This window comes from Pseudomonas sp. RGM 3321 (genome assembly GCF_022836805.1).
In the GTDB taxonomy this organism is placed as follows: domain Bacteria; phylum Pseudomonadota; class Gammaproteobacteria; order Pseudomonadales; family Pseudomonadaceae; genus Aquipseudomonas.
Map to the genome: position 1 here is coordinate 447,161 of NZ_JALHBH010000121.1, position 22,425 is coordinate 469,585.

Below are 22,425 nucleotides of genomic sequence, written 5' to 3' on the forward strand. Positions count from 1 at the left end.
GCCGCGCTGCTGTATTGCAAGACAATCCGCTGCGACGGATAGTGTACGGCCCGAAATAATCTGACAGCCAAGGGAGAGGTCATGAGTGTTGATTCCCGTCGTCCGCGTGTCGGCATTATTGGTACCGGTGCCATCGGCGGCTTTTACGGGCTGATGCTGGCGCGTGCCGGATACGACGTGCATTTTCTGCTGCGCAGCGAGTTTGAGGCGGTGGCGCGCGAGGGGTTGCAGGTCAATAGTGCCGTGCATGGCGATCTGCATCTCAAGCCCGTTCAAGCCTATCGCTCGGCGGCTGACATGCCGCCTTGCGACTGGTTGCTGGTTGGCACGAAGAGCACCGGCAATGCCGCGTTGGGGCCGATCATTAGCCAGTCCGCTGCGCCGGACGCCAAAGTGTTGCTGCTGCAGAACGGTCTGGCCGTCGAAGATCAGTTGCGCGGCGTGCTGCCCGACAGCCTGCATATATTGGGCGGGCTATGTTTCGTCTGCGTCAACCGGATTGCGCCCGGCGTCGTCGCTCATAAAGCCTTCGGCGCGGTCAGTATCGGCTATCACAGCGGCCCGGCAGGCGACCAAGCGAGCCGCATGGCGGTCGTCGAAGCCTGCGCGGCCCTGTTCAAGGCGGCCGGCATCGACGCCCCTGTCATGGCCAACCTGCAGCAGGCCCGCTGGCAGAAGCTGGTCTGGAATGTGCCCTACAATGGGCTGTCGGCCTTGTTGCAGACCAGTACCAGCCAATTGATGGCCGACCCTGACAGTCAGGCATTGATCCAGGCGCTGATGGATGAAGTGGTACAGGGTGCCGAGGCCTGTGGCCATGCCTTGCCGCCGGGGTTCGCGCAGCATCTGTTTACCGTGACCCAGAGCATGCCGGACTACAGGCCCAGCATGTATCACGATCTGGTCGAGAAGCGGCCACTGGAGCTCGAAGCCATTTATGCCCGGCCCCTTGCAGCCGCGCTTGCCGCAGGGTTTGACATGCCCCGCATGCGGGCGCTTTATCAGGCACTGGCATTTATTGACCGCGGTAACCGCTCGGCAAACGAGGAGTGACTCATGACAGAGGCTGATGGCCATAAGCTGGTGCTGGCGATTTCATCGCGGGCGCTGTTCGATCTTCGCGACAGCCACGAGGTGTATATGGCCGACGGCGTGGAGGCCTACCGCAAGTATCAGATCGAGCACGAGGATGAGATTCTCGAGCAGGGCGACGCTTTCCCGCTGGTTGAAAAACTCCTGAGCCTCAATGCCAGCCTGGACAAGGCGCGCGTGGAAGTGGTGCTGGTGTCGCGCAACAGCGCCGATACCGGCCTGCGGGTTTTCAACTCGATCCAGCATTACGGGCTGGACATCAGTCGTGCCGCCTTCGCGGGTGGGCGCAGTCCTTATCCTTATCTGGCGGCGTTTGGCTGCCATCTGTTTCTGTCGACCCATGCCGAGGATGTGCGCAGCGCGCTGGATGCCGGTTTTGCTGCGGCGACCATCCTTTCTGGCGGTGCGCGGCGTGCAGCCAGCGCCGAGCTGCGGATTGCGTTCGATGGTGACGCCGTGTTGTTTTCCGACGAATCGGAGCGGGTTTACCAGAGCGGCGGTCTGGCTGCCTTTCAGGCCAGCGAGCGTGAGTCGGCGCGCGAGCCATTGCGTGGCGGTCCCTTCAAACCGTTTCTCGCCGCGCTCTACCAATTGCAGCGTGAGTTTTCCGATGCGAGCTGCCCGATTCGTACCGCGCTGGTCACGGCCCGCTCGGCACCTGCACATGAACGGGTGATCCGTACCTTGCGCGAATGGGACATTCGTCTCGACGAGTCGCTGTTTCTCGGCGGCTTGCAGAAGTCGGCCTTTCTTGAAGCATTTGCCGCCGATGTGTTCTTCGACGATCAGCCCGGTCACTGCGAGAAGGCGCGTGAAGTGGTGGCAACCGGACATGTTCCGCATGGCATCAGCAATGAAATAACGCCGCTTGCCAACGGTGGCTGAGAAGTCAGTCGTCGCAGCCGATGATGCGCTGCTACGCTGAGTCAGTCTCCGCCATTCCGGTTGTTCGGGAGGTTGTATGGTTCGTTCGATGCTGTATGCCACAGACCTTGGTCTGTACGCGCCTTATGTAACGCAGCACGCGCTGGCGCTGGCTCGAACGTTCAACGCAGGGCTTTATGTAATCCATGTCGTTGAGCCTTTGGGCCTGTTTGCCGAGTCGGTACTGCAGAGCCATCTGGGCGAGGAGGCCTTGAAAGAGCTTCGTGGCAAGGGTGTTAATACGTTTCTGGACGCCATTGAACAACGAATGCTCGACGGGTTTCGTGAAGAACTGGGAGACGGCCACGCGGACCTTTCCCTGATCCGTACAGTACGTGTCGTTCAGGGAGAGCCTGCCAGTGTGATTATCGAGCAGGCGCACAAGCTGGAGGTGGATTTGCTGGTGGTGGGCAGTCACAGTCGCAGGATAGAAGAGGGCACCTCGATAGGCCGGACGGCGGCCAGGGTCCTGCAATTTTCCGATGTGCCGGTCTACATGGTTCCGATGATGTTGAAAAAGGAGTGAGGGTAGGGAGAGGAAGGTTCAATTGGTGGTTTTAGTGAAATCGAGCGTGCGATCGCCTTACAAAGGTGATAAAAAGTTCTAGAATTATTCGTCTCACCATTAATCCAGTTATATACCGTCGCTGATACCCATAGGGTTTATCTGCTTTGAGGGATACATATGAAGCTCCAACAACTGCGCTACATTTGGGAAGTGGCGCACCACGACCTCAACGTTTCTGCGACGGCCCAGAGCCTTTACACCTCCCAGCCCGGCATCAGCAAGCAGATTCGTCTGCTTGAAGACGAGCTGGGCGTCGAGGTTTTCGCCCGTAGCGGCAAGCACCTGACGCGTGTGACACCCGCAGGCGAGCGGATTATCACCACCGCAGGCGAGATTCTGCGCAAGGTCGAAAGCATCAAGCAGATTGCCCAGGAGTTCTCCAACGAGAAGAAAGGCACACTGTCGATCGCAACCACTCACACCCAGGCGCGCTATGCGTTGCCGCCGGTCATCAGTAATTTCATCAAGCAGTACCCTGACGTGGCCTTGCACATGCATCAGGGCTCGCCAATGCAGATCGCCGAAATGGCCGCTGACGGGACGGTCGATTTCGCTATTGCCACCGAAGCGCTTGAGCAGTTCAGCGATCTGGTGATGATGCCGTGCTACCGCTGGAACCGTTGCGTTGTTGTACCGCAGGGCCACCCATTGACCAAGGTGCCCAAGCTCACTCTGGAGCTGCTCGCCGAGTACCCGATTGTGACTTACGTATTCGGTTTTACCGGCCGCTCCAAGCTTGATGAAGCGTTCAGTCATCGGGGGCTGGTGCCCAAGGTCGTGTTCACGGCTGCGGATGCTGACGTGATCAAGACCTACGTCAGACTGAATCTGGGCGTGGGCATTGTTGCAAGGATGGCGGTAGACGAAGAGGTCGACAGCGATCTGGTGGTACTGGACGCCAGCGATCTGTTCGAGTCCAGCGTGACCAAGATCGCTTTCCGTCGCGGTACCTTCCTGCGTGGCTTCATGTGCGATTTCATCGAAAAGTTCGCCCCGCACCTGACCCGTGAAGTCATGGCCAAGGCGATTCAGTGCCATAACAAACAGGAAATGGAAGAGCTGTTTGCCAACGTCGAGTTGCCGGTGCACTAGTAGCAGCGGCAAGTTACAAGTCAGAGCCGTGCGCGCTTTGACTTGTAGCCTGCAGGTTGAGGCGTGCCTCTGGCTGCGTCAGTTGCGCGCTATCAGGTTGCCCGCATGCAGCCCGCATTCCTTCTGCGTGGCTTCTTCCCACCACCAGCGACCTTCGCGTTCGTGCTGGTTCGGCAATACCGGGCGGGTGCAGGGTTCGCAGCCGATGCTGATGAAACCGCGCTCGTGCAGGCTGTTGTAGGGCAGTTCCAGCATGCGGATGTAGCCCCAGATTTCTTCGCTGCTCATCTGCGCCAACGGGTTGAATTTGTACAGGGTGCGTTCGGCGGTCGAGAACGCGCTGTCGATTTCCAGTGCGGCAACGGCGCTACGTGTGCCAGGGCTCTGGTCGCGACGCTGGCCGGTGGCCCAGGCTGTGACGCCAGACAGTTTGCGGCGCAGCGGTTCGATCTTGCGGATGCCGCAGCATTCGCCATGACCATCCCGGTAAAAGCTGAACAGGCCTTTTTCCTTGACGAAAGGTTCGAGCTTGCTCTGATCCGGCGAGATAATTTCGATCTCGATCTTGTAGTGGTCACGGACCTGCTCAATGAAACGATAGGTTTCCGGGTGCAGACGCCCGGTGTCGAGACTGAAGACCTTGACGTTTTTGTTCAGTTTCCAGGCCATGTCTACCAACACGACGTCTTCGGCGCCGCTGAAGGAGATCCATAGTTCGTCACCGAAGTGTTCGAAGGCCAGTTTCAGAATGTCTTGTGCAGACTTGTTCGCATAGGTCGTCGCCAGTTCAGCGACGTCGAAAGGTTGGCTCATCAGGCGGCTTCCTAGAATGCAAGAGTGGCGCTTAAGCGCTCGTGATGGCGGCAATGGTAACAAAATCCGCTGTTCAGTGGCCGTTGCCGGAGGCTAGAGTGCTGCCTGCGTTGATAGCCAAAGCCTTGAGGAGTGTGCTGTGGAAATTGCCTGTCTTGACCTGGAAGGGGTGCTTGTCCCGGAAATATGGATCGCCTTTGCCGAAAAAACCGGTATTGAATCACTGCGCGCAACCACTCGGGACATTCCCGACTACGACGTCCTGATGAAGCAGCGCCTGCGTATTCTCGATGAGCACGGGCTGAAACTTTCGGACATTCAGGAAGTGATCGCCACCCTCAAGCCGCTGGAAGGTGCGGTGGAGTTCGTCAACTGGTTGCGCGAGCGTTTTCAAGTAGTGATTCTGTCCGACACTTTCTACGAGTTCTCGCAGCCGCTGATGCGCCAATTGGGTTTTCCGACCCTGCTATGTCATCGCCTGATCACTGATGAAACCGGCCGGGTGGTCAGTTACCAGTTGCGCCAGAAAGACCCCAAGCGTCAGTCGGTACTGGCGTTCAAAAGCCTGTACTACCGGATCATTGCGGCGGGCGACTCCTACAACGACACCACCATGCTGGGCGAGGCTGACGCCGGTATCCTGTTCCATGCCCCCGACAACGTGATCCGCGAGTTTCCGCAGTTTCCGGCGGTGCATACCTTTGATGAGCTGAAAAAAGAGTTCATCAAGGCGTCGAATCGGGATCTGCCGCTCTAGACGCAGGGCTTGCGTTTCTCGTTCCTGCGCAAGATCGGACGCGGAGCGTCCAGAACAGCATGCCAACGCGGAGCATTGGCACGATAGTCAAGCGTCGCCCGGTTCGCTCCCACAGAAGCTTGATCTCAGAGCGCCTCAAGCGTTTCCAGCAGCACGCGGACTTTGGTGAAGGTTTCCTGATATTCCGCCTCGCAGTCCGAGTCGGCGACGATGCCGCCACCGCCCCAGCAGGAAATGCGCCCATCCTTGACCAGCAGGCTGCGGATGGCGATCGAGCTGTCCATTTCGCCGCGTACGTCCAGGTACATCAACGAGCCGCAATACAGGCTGCGTCGGGTCGGCTCCAGCTCGTCGATGATCTGCATGGCGCGGATCTTCGGCGCGCCCGTGATGGAGCCTCCAGGGAAACTGCCACCGATCAGGTCCAGTGCATCGTTGCCAGCGGCCAGCTCTCCGGTCACGCTGCTCACCAGATGGTGCACGTTGGGGTAGCTTTCGAGGCTGAACAGCTCGGGGACTTTCACCGAGCCGATGCGGCAACTGCGGCCGAGGTCGTTGCGCAGCAGGTCGACAATCATCAGGTTTTCAGCACGGTCCTTGTCGCTGGCCAGCAGTTCGGCGGCGAAGGAGGCATCCTGCGCCGGGTCCGCGCTACGGGGTCTCGTGCCTTTGATGGGGCGGGTTTCGACCTGCCTGGCGCTGACCCGTACGAAGCGTTCCGGAGAAAGGCTCAGGATTGCATCGTGCCCCGGCAGGCTCAGGTAGCCGGCGAACGGCGTCGGGCAAGCCGCTCGCAGTGCACAATAAGCGGCCCACGGGTCGCCAGTACATTGCGCCTGAAAGCGTTGCGCGAAGTTGACCTGATAACAGTCTCCCGCCTGGATGTAGGCCTGAATGCGTTCGAAAGCCTGTCGATAGTCGTCCGCACTGATGCTGGCCTGAAACGCCTGGCTGAGCCGGAAAACGGTGGGTGGTTGAGTGACGCTGACAGAGAACAGCTCAATCAGCCGTTTGCGCTCGGTCTCGGCCAGCGTCGGGTGTAAGACAAGCTGGCTGGTCTGATGCTGATGATCACTGATCAGCGCCCAGGCGTAGAGCCCCAGGCGCGCTTCGGGCAGTTGCAGGTCGTCGATGGCCTGATCCGGTAGCGGTTCCAGGCGTCGACCAAACTCATAGCTCAGATAACCGATCAGGCCGCCAGCGAAGGGCAGTTCGCACCCGTCAGGTAATTGCGCTGTGCCGAGCGCTTTGAGACTGTCGCGCAACCGCTGAAGATAGGCGGCCCCATTCTCGTCATCGGCAACGGTCAGTTCCTGCAGCGGCCATGCACTGAGCAGGTCATATCGGCCGCGCTCGGCGTTCGGCCTGCCGCTGTCGAGCAGCACCGCGCCCGGCGCCGCGCGGATTCGCGCAAAGAACGCGATCGGGTCGGTGCAGTAGGGCAGGGGGTGTATCGAGCAGATCGGCATCGTCGAATATCGGTCTTGGAAACGCGGCTGGCGATTGTAGCCTTGCCGATGCGGCAGTCCTAGCGGTATGTCCGTTCAGATGCCTGGTACGTGGCCAAACAGTTCCTGTACAAAGCTGACCCGCTCCTGCGCGGATTCCTGGCGTCCTTCGAGAGCCAGTTGTTCCAGGCGCGCCTCGACGGCCTGAGTGCGATGGGTCAGGCCACTGTCGTTGGCGATCTGAATATTCAGGCCGGGACGGGCATTGAGTTCCAGAATCAGCGGGCCCTTGTCCTGGTCCAGTACCATATCGACACCGATGTAGCCCAGACCACACAGCTCGTAACACTCGGCGGCAAGCTTCATGAAGCCGTCCCAGTTGGGCAGTTGCACGCCGTCTACCGAATGGGTGGTGTCCGGGTGCTTGCTGATGATGTTGTTCAGCCAGGTGCCTTGCAGGGTGACGCCGGTGGCCAGGTCCACACCGACGCCAATCGCGCCCTGATGCAGGTTGGCCTTGCCACCTGACTGGCGGGTCGGGAGGCGCAGCATGGCCATCACCGGATAGCCCATCAGCACGATGACGCGGATGTCCGGCACGCCCTCATAACTGATGCTTTTGAAGATCGGGTCCGGAACAACCCGGTATTCGATCAGTGCCCGGTCACGGTGGCCGCCCAGCGAATAAAGGCCCGTGAGGATGCTGGACACCTGATGCTCGATTTCCGCATGGCTGATGATGCGTCCCGAGACGGTGCGAAATCGCTCCTCGAAACGGTCGGCGATGACCAGAATGCCGTCGCCGCCTGCGCCCTGGGCGGGCTTGATCACGAAGTCGCTGTGCGCGCCGATGATATCGTCAAGCCTGTCGATTTCCTTTTCCGTGGAAATCACTCCGTACATTTCCGGCACGTGAATGCCTGCCGCGATGGCCCGCTCCTTGGTGATGATCTTGTCATCGACGACCGGATAAAGGCTGCGCTTGTTGTACTTGAGCACATAGTCGGCGTTACGTCGATTGATGCCCATGATGCCGCGGGCCTCAAGCGCCTTCCAGGTCTTCCACCAGCCGATCATTTAGTCTTTTCCTCTTTCAGAAAAGCCTTGAAGCGCATCAGTTCGGTCAGGCGATAGCCACGGTATCTGCCCATCGCCAGCATGAAGCCGACCAGTATCAACAGCACTGCCGGGAAGGTGAAAACGAAATAGGTCAGTTCCGGCACGCTCATGATCAGGTGTGCCAACGATGCCGCGAACAGCGTGCCGATCGCGACTTTCATGGCGTGGCTGCCGCCTCGCTCTTCCCAGGTAATCGACAGGCGTTCGATGGTCATGGTCAGGATCACCATCGGGAACAGCGCTACCGAAAGCCCGCGTTCGAGCCCCAGCTTGTGGCTGAACAGGCTGATGGCTGCAATCAGCACCACAACGAAGGTCAGTACAACCGACAGGCGTGGCAGCATTTGCAGCTTCAGGTGCTCCAGGTACGAGCGCAATGACAAGCCCAGAGCGGTGATCACCGTAAACAGAATAATGCCGAAGCCCAGTTGGGTTTCGCGGAACGCCAGGGCAATCAGCACGGGCGTGAAAGTGCCCAGTGTCTGCAGGCCGATCAGGTTGCGCAGGATCAGGATGACCAGTACGCCAATCGGGATCATGACCATGACCATGAAGGTCTGCTGGGTTTGCAGCGGCAGCCCGTAGAGAGAATAGGCGAGGAAGTCGGAGTCTGTGCTGGCATCGGTCAGTTTGGCGAGACGCATGGCGTTCATTTCACTGTTATTGAGGCTGAACGTGACTTGCACTTTCTTGCCTCCTTCGACACTGACCAGGGCGTCTTCACCGGTCCACCACAACAAGCGATCATCCGGCAGACCGGCTTCACCGGTGTCCGGGTTGAAGTACAGCCATTCCTTGCCATTGAAGCTGCGCAGCCAGAGTTCCGGCGTCTGCTGCTCGGCATCCAGGCGAATGGTGTGGGCCTTTTCCAGTGGTACGTGGGCGATCGACAGCAGCAGCTCGGTGACCCGGGCCTTGTTGGAGGCCGAGTTATCACCGGCCAGCAGCAGCTTGACGTTATCGTCATTCAGGTTGTTGACGCGTTTGATGGCCTCGGTAATGAAGGTTTCCACGTCCGCAGAGTGCTGGCGAATCGGGGCCAGCAGTGCCTCGGCTGCAATTTTTTCGGGGCCTTCGACGGTCATGCTGTCGCGAAAGATCGGCCCTTTGACCTTGGGTTTCTCACCGCTGTAGCGCTTGGTCAGTACCAGGCGGTAGTAAAGCGTCTGGTTGCCGGTGGCGCGACGGGCGGACCAGGTGACCTTGCGGTTGCCGTCAGCACGGTTGACGCTGACGCCGTAATTGTTCGAGATGAAGCTTTCATTGAGGCTGATGTAGTCGTGGGCCAGTGGCGGCACGAACATCTGGACCTTCACCGAATCCTTTGGATTGGCAATGAATTCGACTTTGGCGTCGATATTCCACAGGTCATCGGTTTCGTCTTCGGTGACGGGTATGCCGAGCGCCAGTATCTGGTAGGCCGTGATCGCGATGCCCAGGGTCACAAGGGCGGTGATCAGGATCTTCAGATGGAGTGTAAGAGAGCGCATGGGTTTACTCTGCGTTTTGAGCGACGGAAGCGCAGCCGGGCTTCCCTGCCGCATATTTAAGACTTGGATCGACCAGCGCATCGAAGCGTTTCAACGCTTCGGAGCCGATCAAAAGCGGATATTGGAAAGCACTTCGGTCAGTCAAGTTCACTTCGATGGTGCGTAAAGCTTCACCCATACAGATATCGAGGTTGATCACCGGACGTGACGAGTATTTGTTTTCTTCATTCGGGTCAACGTCGTCGGCGCGACGCTTGATCTTGCTGACCCGGGCCAGAGGCCGTTCTATGGGGTGTATATGCTTGCTGTCGCTGGCTATATAGAAGCGCACCCAGCTTTCGCCATTGCGTTTGAAATGCTTGATGTCGCGGGCGCTCAGTGAAGCGGTCTTGGCCCCCGTATCCAGTTTGGCGGCAATCTCGACGTCGATTTCAATGAGGCTGGCGTATTCGTTGAGGCCATAAACTGTCTTGTTGGCGGCCAGGCTGACGCTGGGCAGCAGCAGGCCGGAAAAGAACAGCAGGCAGAGCAGTGTGGGCAGGCTAGTCAGTCTCATAAATCCTGGCGCGATGAGCGAACAACTTCAGGGTCAGGGCGCAAATGGAGTTGACCTGAGGGTGATAGGGCAGGCAGTTCGCAGTCGCCGCTCCGGTGAGGCGCGTGCTGTGCGGACGCGGCGCATTCTAGCATGAAGCCTCGGCGCTGCCAGCGATCAACCTGTATGTCTGTTCAGGTTCTCTTGCAGGAACCTTTGAGCGTCCTTTTGATGTATTGTCGACAATCCTCTGTTTTATTTTGACTGATTTGCGGTTTATGGCTAGATTTGCGTCTTGACAGTCTAAAGGTGTCGACAATGCTGAGTGCGGTCGAAAAGGCAGTGGCGGTCGTTGACGAATCGGAAACCCTCTCCGAGAACGTTTTCCGACGCATTCAATCCGCTATTGTGAAAGGCGAGATTGCGCCCGGTAGCAAGATCTCCGAACCGGAGCTGGCGCGCACCTACGGCATCAGTCGCGGGCCGTTACGTGAAGCCATTCACCGGCTCGAAGGGCAGCGACTGGTGGTGCGCGTGCCGCACGTCGGTGCACGTGTTGTCGCGCTCAGCCATGCCGAGCTGATCGAGCTTTATGAGATCCGTGAGTCTCTGGAAGGGATGGCCTGCCGCCTCGCCGCCGAGCGCATGACCCAGGCCGAGATCGATGAGTTGCGCGGCGTCCTTGATACCCACGAGCGCGATGCTGCGTTTCAGGCGGGCATCGGCTATTACCAGCAGGAGGGCGATTTCGATTTCCATTACCGGATCATTCAGGGCAGCGGCAATCGTACCCTCAGCCAGATGCTGTGTGGCGAGTTGTACCAACTGGTGCGCATGTACCGCATCCAGTATTCCACAACGCCCAACCGGCCTCGTCAGGCCTTTACCGAACATCACCGTATTCTTGATGCCATCGCTGATCGCGACGGTGAGCTGGCTGAATTGTTGATGCGCCGCCATATCGGTGCATCCAGACGCAACATCGAGCGCCACTTTCAGGCGGCTCCCGACCGAGGTGAACAATGAGTCATAACAACAGTACTCCCGGCCAGCGTTTCCGCGATGCTGTCGTCAGTGAACAGCCGTTGCAAGTGGTCGGCGCAATAAATGCCAATCATGCGCTGCTCGCAAAACGTGGCGGGTTCAAGGCTATCTACCTTTCTGGCGGCGGCGTTGCAGCAGGGTCACTGGGTATTCCGGACCTGGGGATTACCGGTCTTGAAGACGTGTTGATTGATGTGCGCCGCATCACCGATGTCTGCGACCTGCCGCTGCTGGTGGATGTCGACACCGGTTTCGGTTCTTCGGCGTTCAATGTGGCGCGAACCGTGCGCTCGATGATCAAGGCCGGGGCTGCGGCGATTCACATTGAGGATCAGGTGGGTACCAAGCGCTGCGGGCATCGGCCGAACAAGGAAATTGTCTCGCAGCAGGAAATGGTCGACCGTATCAAGGCCGCCGTGGATGCACGCACTGACGACAGTTTCGTGATCATGGCGCGCACCGATGCACTGGCGGTCGAGGGGCTGGAGTCGGCACTTGAGCGTGCTGCGGCCTGTATCGAAGCTGGCGCGGACATGGTGTTTCCTGAGGCCATCACCGAACTGGCGATGTACAAGCAATTTGCCAACCGTGCAGGCGTGCCGATCCTGGCCAATATCACTGAATTTGGCGCTACGCCCTTGTTTACCGTCGATGAGCTGCGCGCGGCCGATGTGTCGCTGGTCCTTTACCCGCTTTCTGCCTTCCGTGCCATGAACAGGGCTGCGGAAAATGTTTACGGCGCAATTCGTCGCGATGGCAGCCAGAAGAACGTGGTCGACAGCATGCAGACGCGCATGGAGCTGTACGACGCCATCGACTACCACACATTCGAACAGAAACTGGACGCGCTGTTTGCGCAGAAGAAGGGCTGATGGGCACAGAACGAGAACTCTCGTTCCCACGCTGCAAGCTCAGCGTCATACACAGGTCTTGAGATGACTATCGTGCCAATGCTCCGCGTTGGCAGGCAGTTCGTGACGCTCTGCGTCAGAAGTCTCCAGTCTGGCGAGAAAGCAAACGTAATCGAAGCCCAGGCCTGCTTCGTATGGCCTGAATCACGCGTCAAGGCTCCAATGTGTGACGCGGAGCGTCACGAAATGCATTACCACGCGGAGCGTGGGAACGATCAACGATCAATAGCGTGATTTGAGCTCCGTTTCCGGGCTCATTGGGACTGATGTACAACAATGAGCGCTGCAGGTGTGAATTTATCTCGTGACGCTCTGCGTCCCATCACACAAAAACAATAGTGGAGAACATCATGGCTGAAGCAAAAATATTGAGTGGTGCCGGGCTGCGCGGGCAGGTTGCCGGGCAGACGGCGTTGTCCACTGTGGGCACGGCGGGCGCCGGGCTGACGTATCGCGGCTACGACGTGCGCGAACTGGCCGCTGAGGCCCGGTTCGAGGAAGTTGCCTACCTGTTGCTGTACGGCGAGCTGCCGACCCAGGCCCAGCTGGCTGCTTATCTGGATAAGCTCAAGAGCCTGCGCGATCTGCCTCAGGCCCTGAAGGAAGTGCTGGAGCGCATTTCCGCCGACACTCACCCGATGGACGTCATGCGCACCGGCGCTTCAATGCTCGGCACACTGGAACCGGAGCGCAGTTTCGATCAGCAGCGCGATGCCACCGACCGTTTGCTCGCGGCGTTCCCGGCGATCATGTGCTACTGGTATCGCTTCAGTCATGAAGGCAAACGCATTGACTGTACGACCGCTGAAGACTCCATCGGCGGGCATTTCCTGCACCTGCTGCTCGACAAGTCCCCCAGCGAGCTGCACCGCAAGGTCATGGACGTGTCGTTGATTCTGTACGCCGAACATGAATTCAATGCCTCCACGTTCACTGCCCGCGTCTGCGCGTCGACCCTGTCGGACCTGTTTTCCTGCGTCACCGCAGCCATTGGCACGTTGCGCGGCCCGCTGCATGGCGGTGCCAACGAGGCCGCGATGGAGATGATTCAGCGCTTCGCTTCGGCTGAGGAAGCCACCAAAGGCACCTTGGGGATGCTTGAGCGCAAGGAAAAGATCATGGGTTTCGGCCACGCCATCTACAAAGAGTCCGACCCGCGCAACGAGGTGATCAAGGGCTGGTCGAAGAAGCTTGCCGACGAGGTGGGCGACAGCGTGTTGTTCCCTGTCTCCGAAGCCATCGACAAGGTCATGTGGGAGCAGAAGAAACTGTTCCCCAACGCCGACTTCTACCATGCGTCGGCGTACCACTTCATGGGCATCCCGACCAAGCTGTTCACCCCGATCTTCGTCTGCTCGCGCCTGACCGGCTGGGCCGCCCACGTTTTCGAACAGCGCGCCAACAATCGCATCATCCGTCCGAGCGCCGAATACACCGGCGTCGAACAGCGCAGCTTCGTGCCCATCGAACAGCGCTGAAAAGGGGGCAGGGGAGCCGCTGACGAGCTCCCCACCCGTATTCCGAACACTCCGTGATCGAGTCCCGCAATGAACAGTGAATTCCGCAAAACGCTTCCTGGCACCCGACTGGACTATTTCGATGCGCGCGCAGCGGTCGAGGCGCTCAAGCCCGGCGCTTATGCCACGCTGCCCTACACCTCGCGAGTGCTGGCAGAGAACCTCGTGCGCCGTTGTGATCCTGCGACCTTGAGTGCTTCTTTGACCCAGCTCATCGAGCGTAAGCGTGATCTGGACTTTCCGTGGTTCCCTGCGCGGGTGGTCTGCCACGACATTCTGGGGCAGACCGCACTGGTCGACCTTGCCGGCCTGCGTGATGCGATTGCCTCGCAGGGCGGTGATCCTGCGCAGGTAAACCCGGTGGTGCCGGTGCAGCTTATTGTCGACCATTCGCTGGCGGTGGAATCCGACGGTAATGACCCGCAGGCGTTCGCAAAGAACCGCGCCATCGAAGACCGTCGCAACGAAGACCGCTTTCACTTTATTGACTGGACCAAGCAGGCGTTCAAGAACGTCGAAGTGATCCCGCCGGGCAACGGCATCATGCACCAGATCAACCTGGAGAAAATGTCGCCGGTAGTGCAGGTGCTCGACGGCGTAGCCTTTCCCGATACGCTGGTGGGGACAGACAGCCACACACCGCATGTCGACGCACTGGGCGTGATTGCCATCGGCGTTGGCGGCCTTGAGGCCGAAAACGTCATGCTGGGACGCGCCTCGTGGATGCGCCTGCCGGACATCATCGGCGTCGAACTGACTGGATGCCGTCAGCCGGGCATCACCGCCACCGATGTGGTGCTGGCTCTGACCGAATACCTGCGTCAGCAGAAGGTGGTTGGCGCGTATCTGGAATTCTATGGCGCGGGTGCGTCGAGTCTGACCCTCGGTGACCGGGCGACGATTTCCAACATGGCGCCGGAATACGGCGCGACAGCGGCAATGTTTTCCATTGATTCGCAAACCATCGATTATCTGCGCCTGACCGGCCGTGAAGACGAGCAGGTAAAACTCGTCGAGCTATATGCGCGGCACACCGGTTTGTGGTCGGACAGCCTGTACGAGGTGGAGTACGAGCGCGGGCTGAGCTTCGACCTGTCCAGTGTGGTGCGCAACATGGCCGGGCCGTCCAACCCCCATGCGCGGGTCGCCACTGCGGATCTGGCCGCCAGAGGCATTGCCGGGCAGTGGGAAGACGTGCCGGGGCAGATGCCGGATGGCGCGGTAATCATCGCGGCGATTACCAGCTGCACCAACACCAGCAACCCGCGCAACGTGATTTCGGCAGGCCTGCTGGCCCGCAACGCGAACCGCCTTGGGCTGTTGCGCAAGCCGTGGGTGAAGTCGTCGCTGGCACCCGGCTCGAAAACCGTGGCGCTGTATCTGGATGCCGCAGGTCTGACGTCCGAACTGGAGCAATTGGGTTTTGGCGTCGTGGCGTTTGCCTGTACCACCTGTAACGGTATGTCCGGTGCGCTGGACCCACTGATCCAGCAGGAAATCATTGACCGCGATCTGTACGCCACTGCGGTGTTGTCGGGTAATCGCAATTTCGACGGACGTATTCACCCTTACGCCAAACAGGCCTTCCTGGCCTCGCCACCCCTGGTGGTGGCCTACGCCATTGCCGGCACCATCAGGTTCGATATCGAAAACGATGTGCTCGGGATGGCCGATGGCAAAGAGATTCGCCTCAAGGACATCTGGCCGAGCGACGAAGAGATTGATGCCGTGGTGCAGGCGTCGGTGAAGCCGGAGCAGTTTCGTCAGGTCTACATTCCGATGTTCGCCATCGAAGAGCACACCGGGCCGAAAGTCGAGCCGCTGTATGACTGGCGCCCGATGAGCACTTATATCCGTCGCCCGCCCTATTGGGAAGGCGCGCTGGCCGGAGAGCGCACGCTCAAGGGCATGCGCGCGCTGGCCGTGCTGCCGGACAACATCACTACCGATCACCTGTCACCGTCCAACGCGATCATGCTCGACAGTGCTGCGGGCGAGTATCTGGCGAAAATGGGCGTGCCGGAGGAGGACTTCAACTCCTACGCAACCCACCGGGGCGACCACTTGACGGCCCAGCGCGCAACCTTTGCCAATCCGCAACTGGTCAATGAGATGGCGGTGATCGACGGCAAGGTCAGGAAAGGCTCGCTGACCCGGATCGAACCCGAGGGCGTGGTTACGCGCATGTGGGAGGCCATTGAAACTTACATGGCCCGCAAGCAACCGTTGATCATCATTGCCGGTGCCGATTACGGGCAGGGTTCGTCCCGTGACTGGGCCGCCAAAGGCGTCAGGCTGGCGGGTGTCGAAGCCATTGCCGCAGAAGGTTTCGAGCGTATCCATCGCACCAACCTGGTTGGCATGGGCGTGCTGCCGCTGGAGTTCAAGCCGGGCACCAGCCGCCTGACGCTGGGCATCGACGGCAGCGAAACCTTCGACGTGATCGGTCAGCGCACACCGCGCGCGACCTTGACGCTGGTGATCCAGCGCCGTAACGGTGAGCGTGTGGAAGTGCCGGTGACCTGTCGTCTGGACACTGCCGAGGAGCTTTCTATCTATGAGGCTGGCGGCGTGTTGCAGCGCTTTGCCCAGGATTTTCTAGAGGCTACTGCATCGTAGCTACGCTGGAGCGTGAGGAACGATAAGTGTGCGCAAGAGCACTATCGTGCCCATGCTCCGCGTGGGCATGCAGTTCTGGACGCTCTGCGTCCGATTTTGAGCGCTCAGCGCGCTCTTTGAACAGGACAACGAATTCATGGCTCATTCACCCCAGATCCGCATCCCCGCCACCTACATGCGTGGTGGCACCAGCAAGGGTGTGTTTTTCAGGCTGACTGATCTGCCCGAAGCTGCACAGATTCCGGGATCGGCGCGGGATGCGTTGCTGCTGCGAGTCATCGGCAGCCCAGACCCCTATGAAAAGCAGATCGACGGCATGGGCGGGGCGACGTCGAGTACCAGCAAGAGCGTGATTGTGTCGCGCAGCAGCAGGCCCGACCACGATGTCGATTACCTGTTCGGCCAGGTATCCATCGACAAGCCTTTCATCGACTGGAGCGGCAACTGCGGCAACCTGTCGGCGGCCGTCGGCTCGTTTGCTATCGCCAGTGGTCTGCTCGATGCTGATCGTGTGCCGCAAGACGGCGTCGTCATCGTGCGGATCTGGCAGGCCAATATCGGCAAGACCATCATCGCCCATGTGCCCGTCAGCAACGGCGAGGTACAGGAAACCGGCGATTTCGAACTGGACGGCGTGACCTTTCCGGCCGCGGAGGTGGCGCTGGAGTTTCTTGATCCGGCAGCGGACGAAGAGGGTGCAGGCGGCTCGATGTTTCCCACCGGCAATCTGGTAGACGACCTTGACGTGCCCGGCATCGGTACCTTGAAAGCAACCATGATCAACGCCGGTATCCCGACGATTTTCGTTAACGCCGCCGATATCGGCTACCGCGGTACCGAGTTGCAGGGCGATATCAATGGTGATCCGCAGGCGCTTGCTCGTCTGGAAATCATTCGCGCCCACGGTGCCGTGCGCATGGGCCTGATTCGCAGCATTGATGAAGCCACAACGCGGCAGCACACACCAAAGGTGGCTTTTGTAGCAGCCCCTGCCGATTACCTGTCATCGAGTGGCAAACCTGTCGTGGCACAGGATATCGACCTGCTGGTGCGTGCTGTGTCGATGGGTAAGCTGCATCACGCGATGATGGGCACGGCGGCGGTGGCCATCGGCACTGCCGCCGCCATTCCAGGCACGCTGGTCAGTCTGGCGGCTGGTGGACAGGCGCGCAGCGCGGTGCGCTTCGGTCATCCCTCCGGCACGCTGCGGGTCGGCGCGCAGGCTGTTCAGGAAGGCGCTGACTGGAAAGTCACCAAAGCCCTCATGAGCCGCAGCGCCAGGGTGCTGATGGAAGGCTGGGTGCGAGTGCCACAGTAAAACGACTGAAACAGTCAACTGAAAAAATTAGCTGATGCGGCTACTTTCAGTGGTTATTTGAAGCGCCGCTCCACACCTTTTTCGACCAGCACCTTGGCAGAGATTTCTTCCACCGAAAAATGTGTGGAGTTGATGTTGGGAATGTTCTCGCGGCGGAACAGGCTCTCTACCTCGCGCACTTCGAATTCACACTGCGCGTAACTGGAATAGCGGCTGTTTGGCTTGCGCTCGTGACGGATCGCGGTGAGACGGTCCGGGTCAATGGTCAGACCGAATAGCTTTTCGCGATGCTGCTTGAGCGCTGCAGGCAGTTGCAGCTTCTCCATGTCATCCTCGGTCAGCGGATAGTTGGCGGCCCGGATACCGAATTGCATGGCCATATACAGGCAGGTCGGGGTCTTGCCGCAGCGCGACACACCAACCAGGATGATGTCGGCCTTGTCGTAATAATGCGTCCGCGCGCCGTCGTCGTTGTCCAGCGCAAAGTTGACTGCCTCGATGCGCTCCATGTAATTGGAGTTATGCCCGATGGAGTGCGATTTGCCCACCGAATAGGAAGAGTGTGAACTAAGCTCCTGTTCCAGCGGGGCGAGGAAGGTCGAAAAGATGTCGATCATGAAGCCATTGGACGTCGCCAGAATCTCGCGGATGTCCTGATTGACGATAGTGTCGAAGATGATCGGGCGCACATCGTCCTTGTCGGCGGCATTATTGATTTGTTGTACCATCGCCCGGGCTTTCTCGACGCTGTCGATATAGGGCCTGGTGAACTTGTTGAATGTAATGTTTTCAAATTGTGCCAACAGGCTCTGGCCCAGGGTTTCGGCGGTGATACCGGTGCCGTCCGAGATGAAGAAAGCAGATCGTTTCATTTTTGACCCAGGCCTTAAGCAGTTGACTAATTCTGGCTATCATAGGCGTGCCTGCCTGCAGGTGCGTCTTTTTTGAAGGTACGGTTTCAAGGCATGGGCCCGCGCCCGGCCAGACACGCCCGAGGTCACATCACATGTGATTCGGGTGAATGAGCTTTTCCCAACAACAAACACAGTTAGTGGAGAGATCACCTTGGTAGAGTACGTAGTTTCCCTCGATAAGCTCGGCGTCCATGATGTAGAGCATGTGGGGGGCAAAAACTCGTCCCTCGGCGAGATGATCAGCAACCTGGCAGGTGCTGGCGTCTCAGTGCCCGGCGGCTTCGCGACTACGGCCCAGGCTTACCGTGATTTTCTTGAGCTCAGCGGTCTGAACGATCAGATCCATGCTGCGCTGGACGCGCTCGATGTCGATGACGTCAACGCCCTGGCCCGCACCGGTGCGCAGATTCGCCAGTGGATCATGGAAGCCGAGTTTCCCGAGACGCTCAACGCCCAGATTCGTACTGCATTTGCCGAGCTTTCAGCCGGCAATCCGAACCTGGCGGTGGCCGTGCGCTCCTCCGCGACCGCTGAAGACCTGCCGGATGCCTCGTTCGCAGGCCAGCAGGAAACTTTCCTGAACATTCGCGGTGTCGAGAACGTTATCCGCGCCGCTAAGGAAGTCTTCGCTTCGCTGTTCAATGACCGTGCCATTTCCTATCGCGTGCACCAGGGCTTCGACCACAAACTGGTCGCGCTGTCGGCGGGTGTGCAGCGTATGGTGCGTTCCGAAACCGGAACGGCGGGCGTCATGTTCACCCTGGACACCGAATCCGGTTTCCGCGATGTGGTGTTCATTACCGGTGCCTACGGCCTGGGCGAGACGGTTGTGCAGGGCGCGGTCAACCCGGACGAGTTCTACGTGCATAAAGACACGCTGGCTGCTGGCCGTCCGGCGATTCTACGTCGCAATCTGGGTAGCAAGGCTATCAAGATGATTTACGGCGAAGAAGCCAAGGCGGGTCGTTCGGTCAAGGTGATCGACGTAGAGCCTGCTGATCGTGCGCGCTTCTGCCTGACCGATGCCGAAGTCTCGGAACTGGCTAAACAGGCAATGATCATCGAGAAACACTACAAGTGCCCGATGGATATCGAATGGGCCAAGGACGGTGACGACGGTAAGCTGTACATCGTGCAGGCGCGTCCGGAAACCGTGAAAAGCCGCGCCTCGGCCAATGTCATGGAGCGCTACCTGCTCAAGGAGACCGGCAAGGTGCTGGTCGAAGGTCGTGCCATCGGCCAGCGCATCGGCGCAGGCAAGGTGCGGATCATCAAGGACGTATCCGAGATGGACAAGGTCCAGCCTGGTGACGTGCTGGTGTCCGACATGACCGACCCGGACTGGGAACCGGTCATGAAGCGCGCCAGCGCAATTGTCACCAACCGTGGCGGTCGTACCTGCCACGCCGCGATCATCGCGCGCGAGCTGGGCATTCCGGCAGTGGTCGGTTGTGGCAACGCCACTCAGACGCTGCAGGATGGCCAGGGCGTAACGGTTTCATGCGCAGAGGGCGACACCGGTTACATCTTTGAAGGCGAGCTGGGTTTCGACATCAAGACCAACTCGGTCGATGCGATGCCAGAGCTGCCGTTCAAGATCATGATGAACGTCGGCAACCCGGATCGTGCGTTTGATTTCGCCCAGTTGCCCAACGCCGGTGTCGGTCTTGCTCGTCTGGAGTTCATCATCAACCGCATGATTGGCGTGCATCCCAAGGCGCTGCTCAACTATTCGCTGCTGCCGTCGGAAATCAAGGAAAGCGTCGACAAGCGTATTGCCGGTTATGACGACCCGGTCGGTTTCTACGTCGAAAAGCTGGTCGAGGGCATCAGTACCCTGGCTGCCGCGTTCACGCCCAAAAAGGTCATCGTGCGTCTGTCGGACTTCAAGTCCAACGAGTACGCCAACCTCATCGGCGGCAAGCTATACGAGCCTGAAGAAGAAAACCCAATGCTGGGCTTTCGCGGTGCTTCGCGCTATATCAGCGAGAACTTTCGCGACTGTTTCGAGCTGGAGTGCCGTGCGCTCAAACGCGTGCGTGAAGAGATGGGCCTGACCAACGTCGAGATCATGGTGCCATTCGTCCGGACTCTGGGTGAAGCGAGTCAGGTCATCGACCTGCTGGCGGCCAATGGCCTGAAACGTGGCGAAAACGGCCTGCGCATCATCATGATGTGCGAGTTGCCGTCCAATGCGATTCTGGCCGAAGAGTTCCTCGAGTATTTCGACGGTTTCTCCATCGGCTCCAACGACCTTACCCAGCTGACACTTGGCCTTGATCGCGACTCCGGCGTCATTGCCCACCTGTTCGACGAGCGTAACCCTGCGGTCAAGAAGCTGCTGTCCAATGCCATTCAAGCGTGCAACAAGGTGGGCAAGTACATCGGCATCTGCGGACAAGGCCCTTCCGATCATCCGGATCTGGCGCGCTGGCTGATGGATCAAGGGATCGAGAGCGTATCGCTCAACCCTGATTCGGTGCTGGAAACCTGGTTCTTCCTCGCCGAGGCGCAGGCACCTGTCTGAGGCGACACGGCCTTCGTGTGACGCGAGGGTGGCCTGAGCCGTCATGTGCTTCAGGTGTTTGAAAGAGGCGGTTTCTTCGGAAGCCGCCTTTTTTATGGCGTGCCGCGATAGCCCCGGAGCGCGATGTTTCATCCCGTCTGTCAAGCCAGATAAAGAGTGATATGCAAAGCAGTAGCCAGCTTTTTCCCGTTGCCTTGATCAGCGCCGAGCGTCGCGGCGATCTTGTCGAGGACGTCTATCGTCTCAAGCCAGCCAACAGCCCCGACCCCAGCGTCGAATTGGTGGTGACCCGACTGGGGCTGGTCGATCAGCCTGATGTGCGCGGTATTCCGGTGATTCTGCTGCATGGCAGTTTTTCCAACCGGCGTTTCTGGTATTCGCCCAAAGGTATCGGTCTGGGGCCGTATCTGGCGCGTGCCGGTTATGACATCTGGATACCGGAAATGCGCGGGCACGGCTTGTCGGCACGCAACCAGAACTATCGCGCCAACTGTGTGGCTGACTATGCCCGTTTCGACGTGCCCGCCATTGCCGCTTTCGTCTGCGAGCAAAGTGGTCAGATACCACACTGGATGGGGCACTCGCTGGGCGGCACAACCCTGGCGGCCGCCTTGGGCGGCCAATACCTGGGGTCGGAAACTGCAGCTTCGGTGGCGTTGTTCGGCAGTCAGGTCAGCCGCACTTATTGGCCACTGAAAATCCCGCCGCTGCAATGGTCCGCGCGGCTGTTGCTCAGGTCCTTCGAACATGTCTCAGGGCCGCGTTTCAAGCGTGGGCCGGAAGATGAGCCGATAGGGCTGGTGCTGGAAAGCATGCGCTGGCACGGGCTGTTCGGGCGTTTTGGCGAGCGCGACAACAACTGGTGGGCCGGGCTGAAGGAGGTTCAGGTGCCGGTGCTGGCCGTTGCTGCCGCTGGTGATCATCAGGACCCGGTGTGGGCCTGTCGCACGCTGTTCGATCAGGTCGGGTCAGAGCAGCACAAACAGTTTCTTTGCCTGGGGCGCGAGCACGGCTTTGACGAAGACTTTGACCATGTGCGGATGCTGGTCAGCAAGGCCGCGCAGCAACAGGTCTGGCCGCGGGTTCTCGAGTGGCTGAACGAGCAGAATGTTCCTGAACAGGTTGTAGAGTTTCAGGCGGTGGTGGGCAGTTAGCGGTTAAAGTCGCTATGGTTAGCGTCAGTCGGTCGCGTCTGATTCATCAGGCCGATCCGTATCAATCCCGAGACAGGAGTTGACCTCATGCACTACATCACCCCCGATCTGTGTGACGCCTATCCGGACCTGATTCAGGTCGTGGAGCCGATGTTCAGCAATTTTGGCGGTCGCGATTCGTTTGGTGGCCAGATCGTCACCGTTAAATGTTTCGAAGACAACTCGCTGGTCAAGGAGCAGGTCGAACTGGACGGCAAGGGCAAGGTGTTGGTTGTCGACGGTGGTGCTTCGCTGCGGTGCGCCCTGCTGGGTGACATGCTGGCCGAGAAGGCGGCAAGGAGCGGCTGGGAAGGCATGTTGATTTATGGTTGCATTCGCGACGTCGATGTCATTGCCCAGACCAACCTGGGGGTACAGGCGCTGGCCAGCCATCCGAAAAAAACCGAAAAACGCGGAATCGGTGACCTGAACGTGCCGGTCACCTTTGGCGGTGTGACCTTCCGTCCAGGTGAGTACCTGTATGCCGACAACAATGGCGTCATCATTTCCCCTTCACCCCTGACCATGCCGGAATAAGCGAAGT

Annotated in this window: 19 protein-coding genes; 13 read left to right on the top strand and 6 right to left on the bottom strand. The window is 59.2% G+C overall.

Translation table 11 applies throughout. The features are described 5' to 3' along the window. The first annotated feature begins 81 nt into the window (after positions 1-81). The 4 genes from RGM3321_RS27405 (at position 82) to cysB (ending at position 3,676) form a co-directional block, all read left to right on the top strand. A complete protein-coding gene (locus tag RGM3321_RS27405) occupies positions 82-1,053 on the top strand; it encodes a putative 2-dehydropantoate 2-reductase (RefSeq protein ID WP_244395642.1) in 972 nt (323 codons plus the stop codon). Between the two features lie 3 nt (positions 1,054-1,056). Beyond that, entirely contained in the window at positions 1,057-1,977 is a 921-nt protein-coding gene (locus RGM3321_RS27410) for a 5'-nucleotidase (RefSeq protein ID WP_244395643.1), read from the top strand. 76 nt (positions 1,978-2,053) lie between these two features. Then, a complete protein-coding gene (locus RGM3321_RS27415; RefSeq protein ID WP_058408926.1) occupies positions 2,054-2,542 on the top strand; it encodes a universal stress protein in 489 nt (162 codons plus the stop codon). A gap of 159 nt (positions 2,543-2,701) precedes the next feature. Further along, positions 2,702-3,676 (top strand): HTH-type transcriptional regulator CysB, encoded by a 975-nt coding sequence (cysB, locus tag RGM3321_RS27420; protein ID WP_003382487.1) that lies wholly within the window; start codon positions 2,702-2,704, stop codon positions 3,674-3,676. A gap of 78 nt (positions 3,677-3,754) precedes the next feature. Here the strand turns inward: cysB and RGM3321_RS27425 are convergent, their stop codons facing one another. Further along, positions 3,755-4,489: a phosphoadenylyl-sulfate reductase gene (locus tag RGM3321_RS27425; RefSeq protein ID WP_244395644.1), complete on the bottom strand. Its 735-nt coding sequence runs from the start codon at positions 4,487-4,489 to the stop codon at positions 3,755-3,757. A 139-nt stretch (positions 4,490-4,628) separates the two neighbouring features. On the opposite strand from RGM3321_RS27425, the gene thrH reads away from it, so the two are divergent. Then, positions 4,629-5,246 carry a bifunctional phosphoserine phosphatase/homoserine phosphotransferase ThrH gene (gene thrH, locus RGM3321_RS27430; protein WP_058401040.1) on the top strand — a complete coding sequence of 206 codons (618 nt, stop codon included), beginning with the start codon at positions 4,629-4,631 and terminating at the stop codon, positions 5,244-5,246. A 125-nt stretch (positions 5,247-5,371) separates the two neighbouring features. Here the strand turns inward: thrH and pabB are convergent, their stop codons facing one another. From pabB to RGM3321_RS27450, 4 genes are all read right to left on the bottom strand, one after another. After that, positions 5,372-6,715 carry an aminodeoxychorismate synthase component I gene (pabB, locus tag RGM3321_RS27435; protein ID WP_244395645.1) on the bottom strand — a complete coding sequence of 448 codons (1,344 nt, stop codon included), beginning with the start codon at positions 6,713-6,715 and terminating at the stop codon, positions 5,372-5,374. A 75-nt stretch (positions 6,716-6,790) separates the two neighbouring features. Beyond that, complete coding sequence (locus RGM3321_RS27440) at positions 6,791-7,768, bottom strand: alpha-L-glutamate ligase-like protein (RefSeq protein ID WP_161794680.1); 978 nt, start codon at positions 7,766-7,768, stop codon at positions 6,791-6,793. Beyond that, complete coding sequence (locus RGM3321_RS27445) at positions 7,768-9,303, bottom strand: inactive transglutaminase family protein (RefSeq protein WP_005732527.1); 1,536 nt, start codon at positions 9,301-9,303, stop codon at positions 7,768-7,770. Before RGM3321_RS27445 ends, RGM3321_RS27440 begins: the two co-directional genes overlap by 1 nt. Positions 9,304-9,307: 4 nt before the next feature. Beyond that, positions 9,308-9,859 (bottom strand): ATP-dependent zinc protease, encoded by a 552-nt coding sequence (locus RGM3321_RS27450; protein WP_122258753.1) that lies wholly within the window; start codon positions 9,857-9,859, stop codon positions 9,308-9,310. Positions 9,860-10,156: 297 nt separating this feature from the next. Between RGM3321_RS27450 and RGM3321_RS27455 the strand changes: the two genes are divergently transcribed. The 5 genes from RGM3321_RS27455 (at position 10,157) to prpF (ending at position 17,247) form a co-directional block, all read left to right on the top strand. After that, positions 10,157-10,864, top strand: coding sequence for a GntR family transcriptional regulator (locus RGM3321_RS27455; RefSeq protein ID WP_244395646.1), 708 nt, complete (start codon positions 10,157-10,159; stop codon positions 10,862-10,864). Next, positions 10,861-11,754: a methylisocitrate lyase gene (gene prpB / locus RGM3321_RS27460; protein ID WP_244395647.1), complete on the top strand. Its 894-nt coding sequence runs from the start codon at positions 10,861-10,863 to the stop codon at positions 11,752-11,754. The genes RGM3321_RS27455 and prpB overlap by 4 nt, the downstream gene beginning before the upstream one ends. Before the next feature lie 389 nt (positions 11,755-12,143). Beyond that, positions 12,144-13,271 carry a 2-methylcitrate synthase gene (gene prpC / locus RGM3321_RS27465; protein ID WP_244395648.1) on the top strand — a complete coding sequence of 376 codons (1,128 nt, stop codon included), beginning with the start codon at positions 12,144-12,146 and terminating at the stop codon, positions 13,269-13,271. A gap of 69 nt (positions 13,272-13,340) precedes the next feature. Further along, on the top strand, positions 13,341-15,929 hold the full coding sequence (acnD, locus tag RGM3321_RS27470; protein ID WP_244395649.1) for a Fe/S-dependent 2-methylisocitrate dehydratase AcnD: 2,589 nt from the start codon (positions 13,341-13,343) through the stop codon (positions 15,927-15,929). 136 nt (positions 15,930-16,065) lie between these two features. After that, the gene (gene prpF, locus RGM3321_RS27475; RefSeq protein ID WP_244395650.1) at positions 16,066-17,247 is read left to right on the top strand and encodes a 2-methylaconitate cis-trans isomerase PrpF; all 1,182 of its coding nucleotides are present in this window, start codon (positions 16,066-16,068) and stop codon (positions 17,245-17,247) included. A 53-nt stretch (positions 17,248-17,300) separates the two neighbouring features. Here prpF and RGM3321_RS27480 read toward each other — a convergent pair whose 3' ends face one another. Next, on the bottom strand, positions 17,301-18,119 hold the full coding sequence (locus RGM3321_RS27480) for a pyruvate, water dikinase regulatory protein (protein WP_010215814.1): 819 nt from the start codon (positions 18,117-18,119) through the stop codon (positions 17,301-17,303). A gap of 193 nt (positions 18,120-18,312) precedes the next feature. Between RGM3321_RS27480 and ppsA the strand changes: the two genes are divergently transcribed. The 3 genes from ppsA to rraA all read left to right on the top strand — a co-directional run bounded on the left by ppsA (position 18,313) and on the right by rraA (position 22,418). Continuing rightward, positions 18,313-20,688 carry a phosphoenolpyruvate synthase gene (gene ppsA / locus RGM3321_RS27485; RefSeq protein ID WP_244395651.1) on the top strand — a complete coding sequence of 792 codons (2,376 nt, stop codon included), beginning with the start codon at positions 18,313-18,315 and terminating at the stop codon, positions 20,686-20,688. Between the two features lie 161 nt (positions 20,689-20,849). Beyond that, on the top strand, positions 20,850-21,842 hold the full coding sequence (locus RGM3321_RS27490) for an alpha/beta fold hydrolase (protein ID WP_244395652.1): 993 nt from the start codon (positions 20,850-20,852) through the stop codon (positions 21,840-21,842). An 87-nt stretch (positions 21,843-21,929) separates the two neighbouring features. After that, positions 21,930-22,418: a ribonuclease E activity regulator RraA gene (gene rraA, locus RGM3321_RS27495; RefSeq protein WP_244395653.1), complete on the top strand. Its 489-nt coding sequence runs from the start codon at positions 21,930-21,932 to the stop codon at positions 22,416-22,418. Positions 22,419-22,425: the final 7 nt, after the last annotated feature.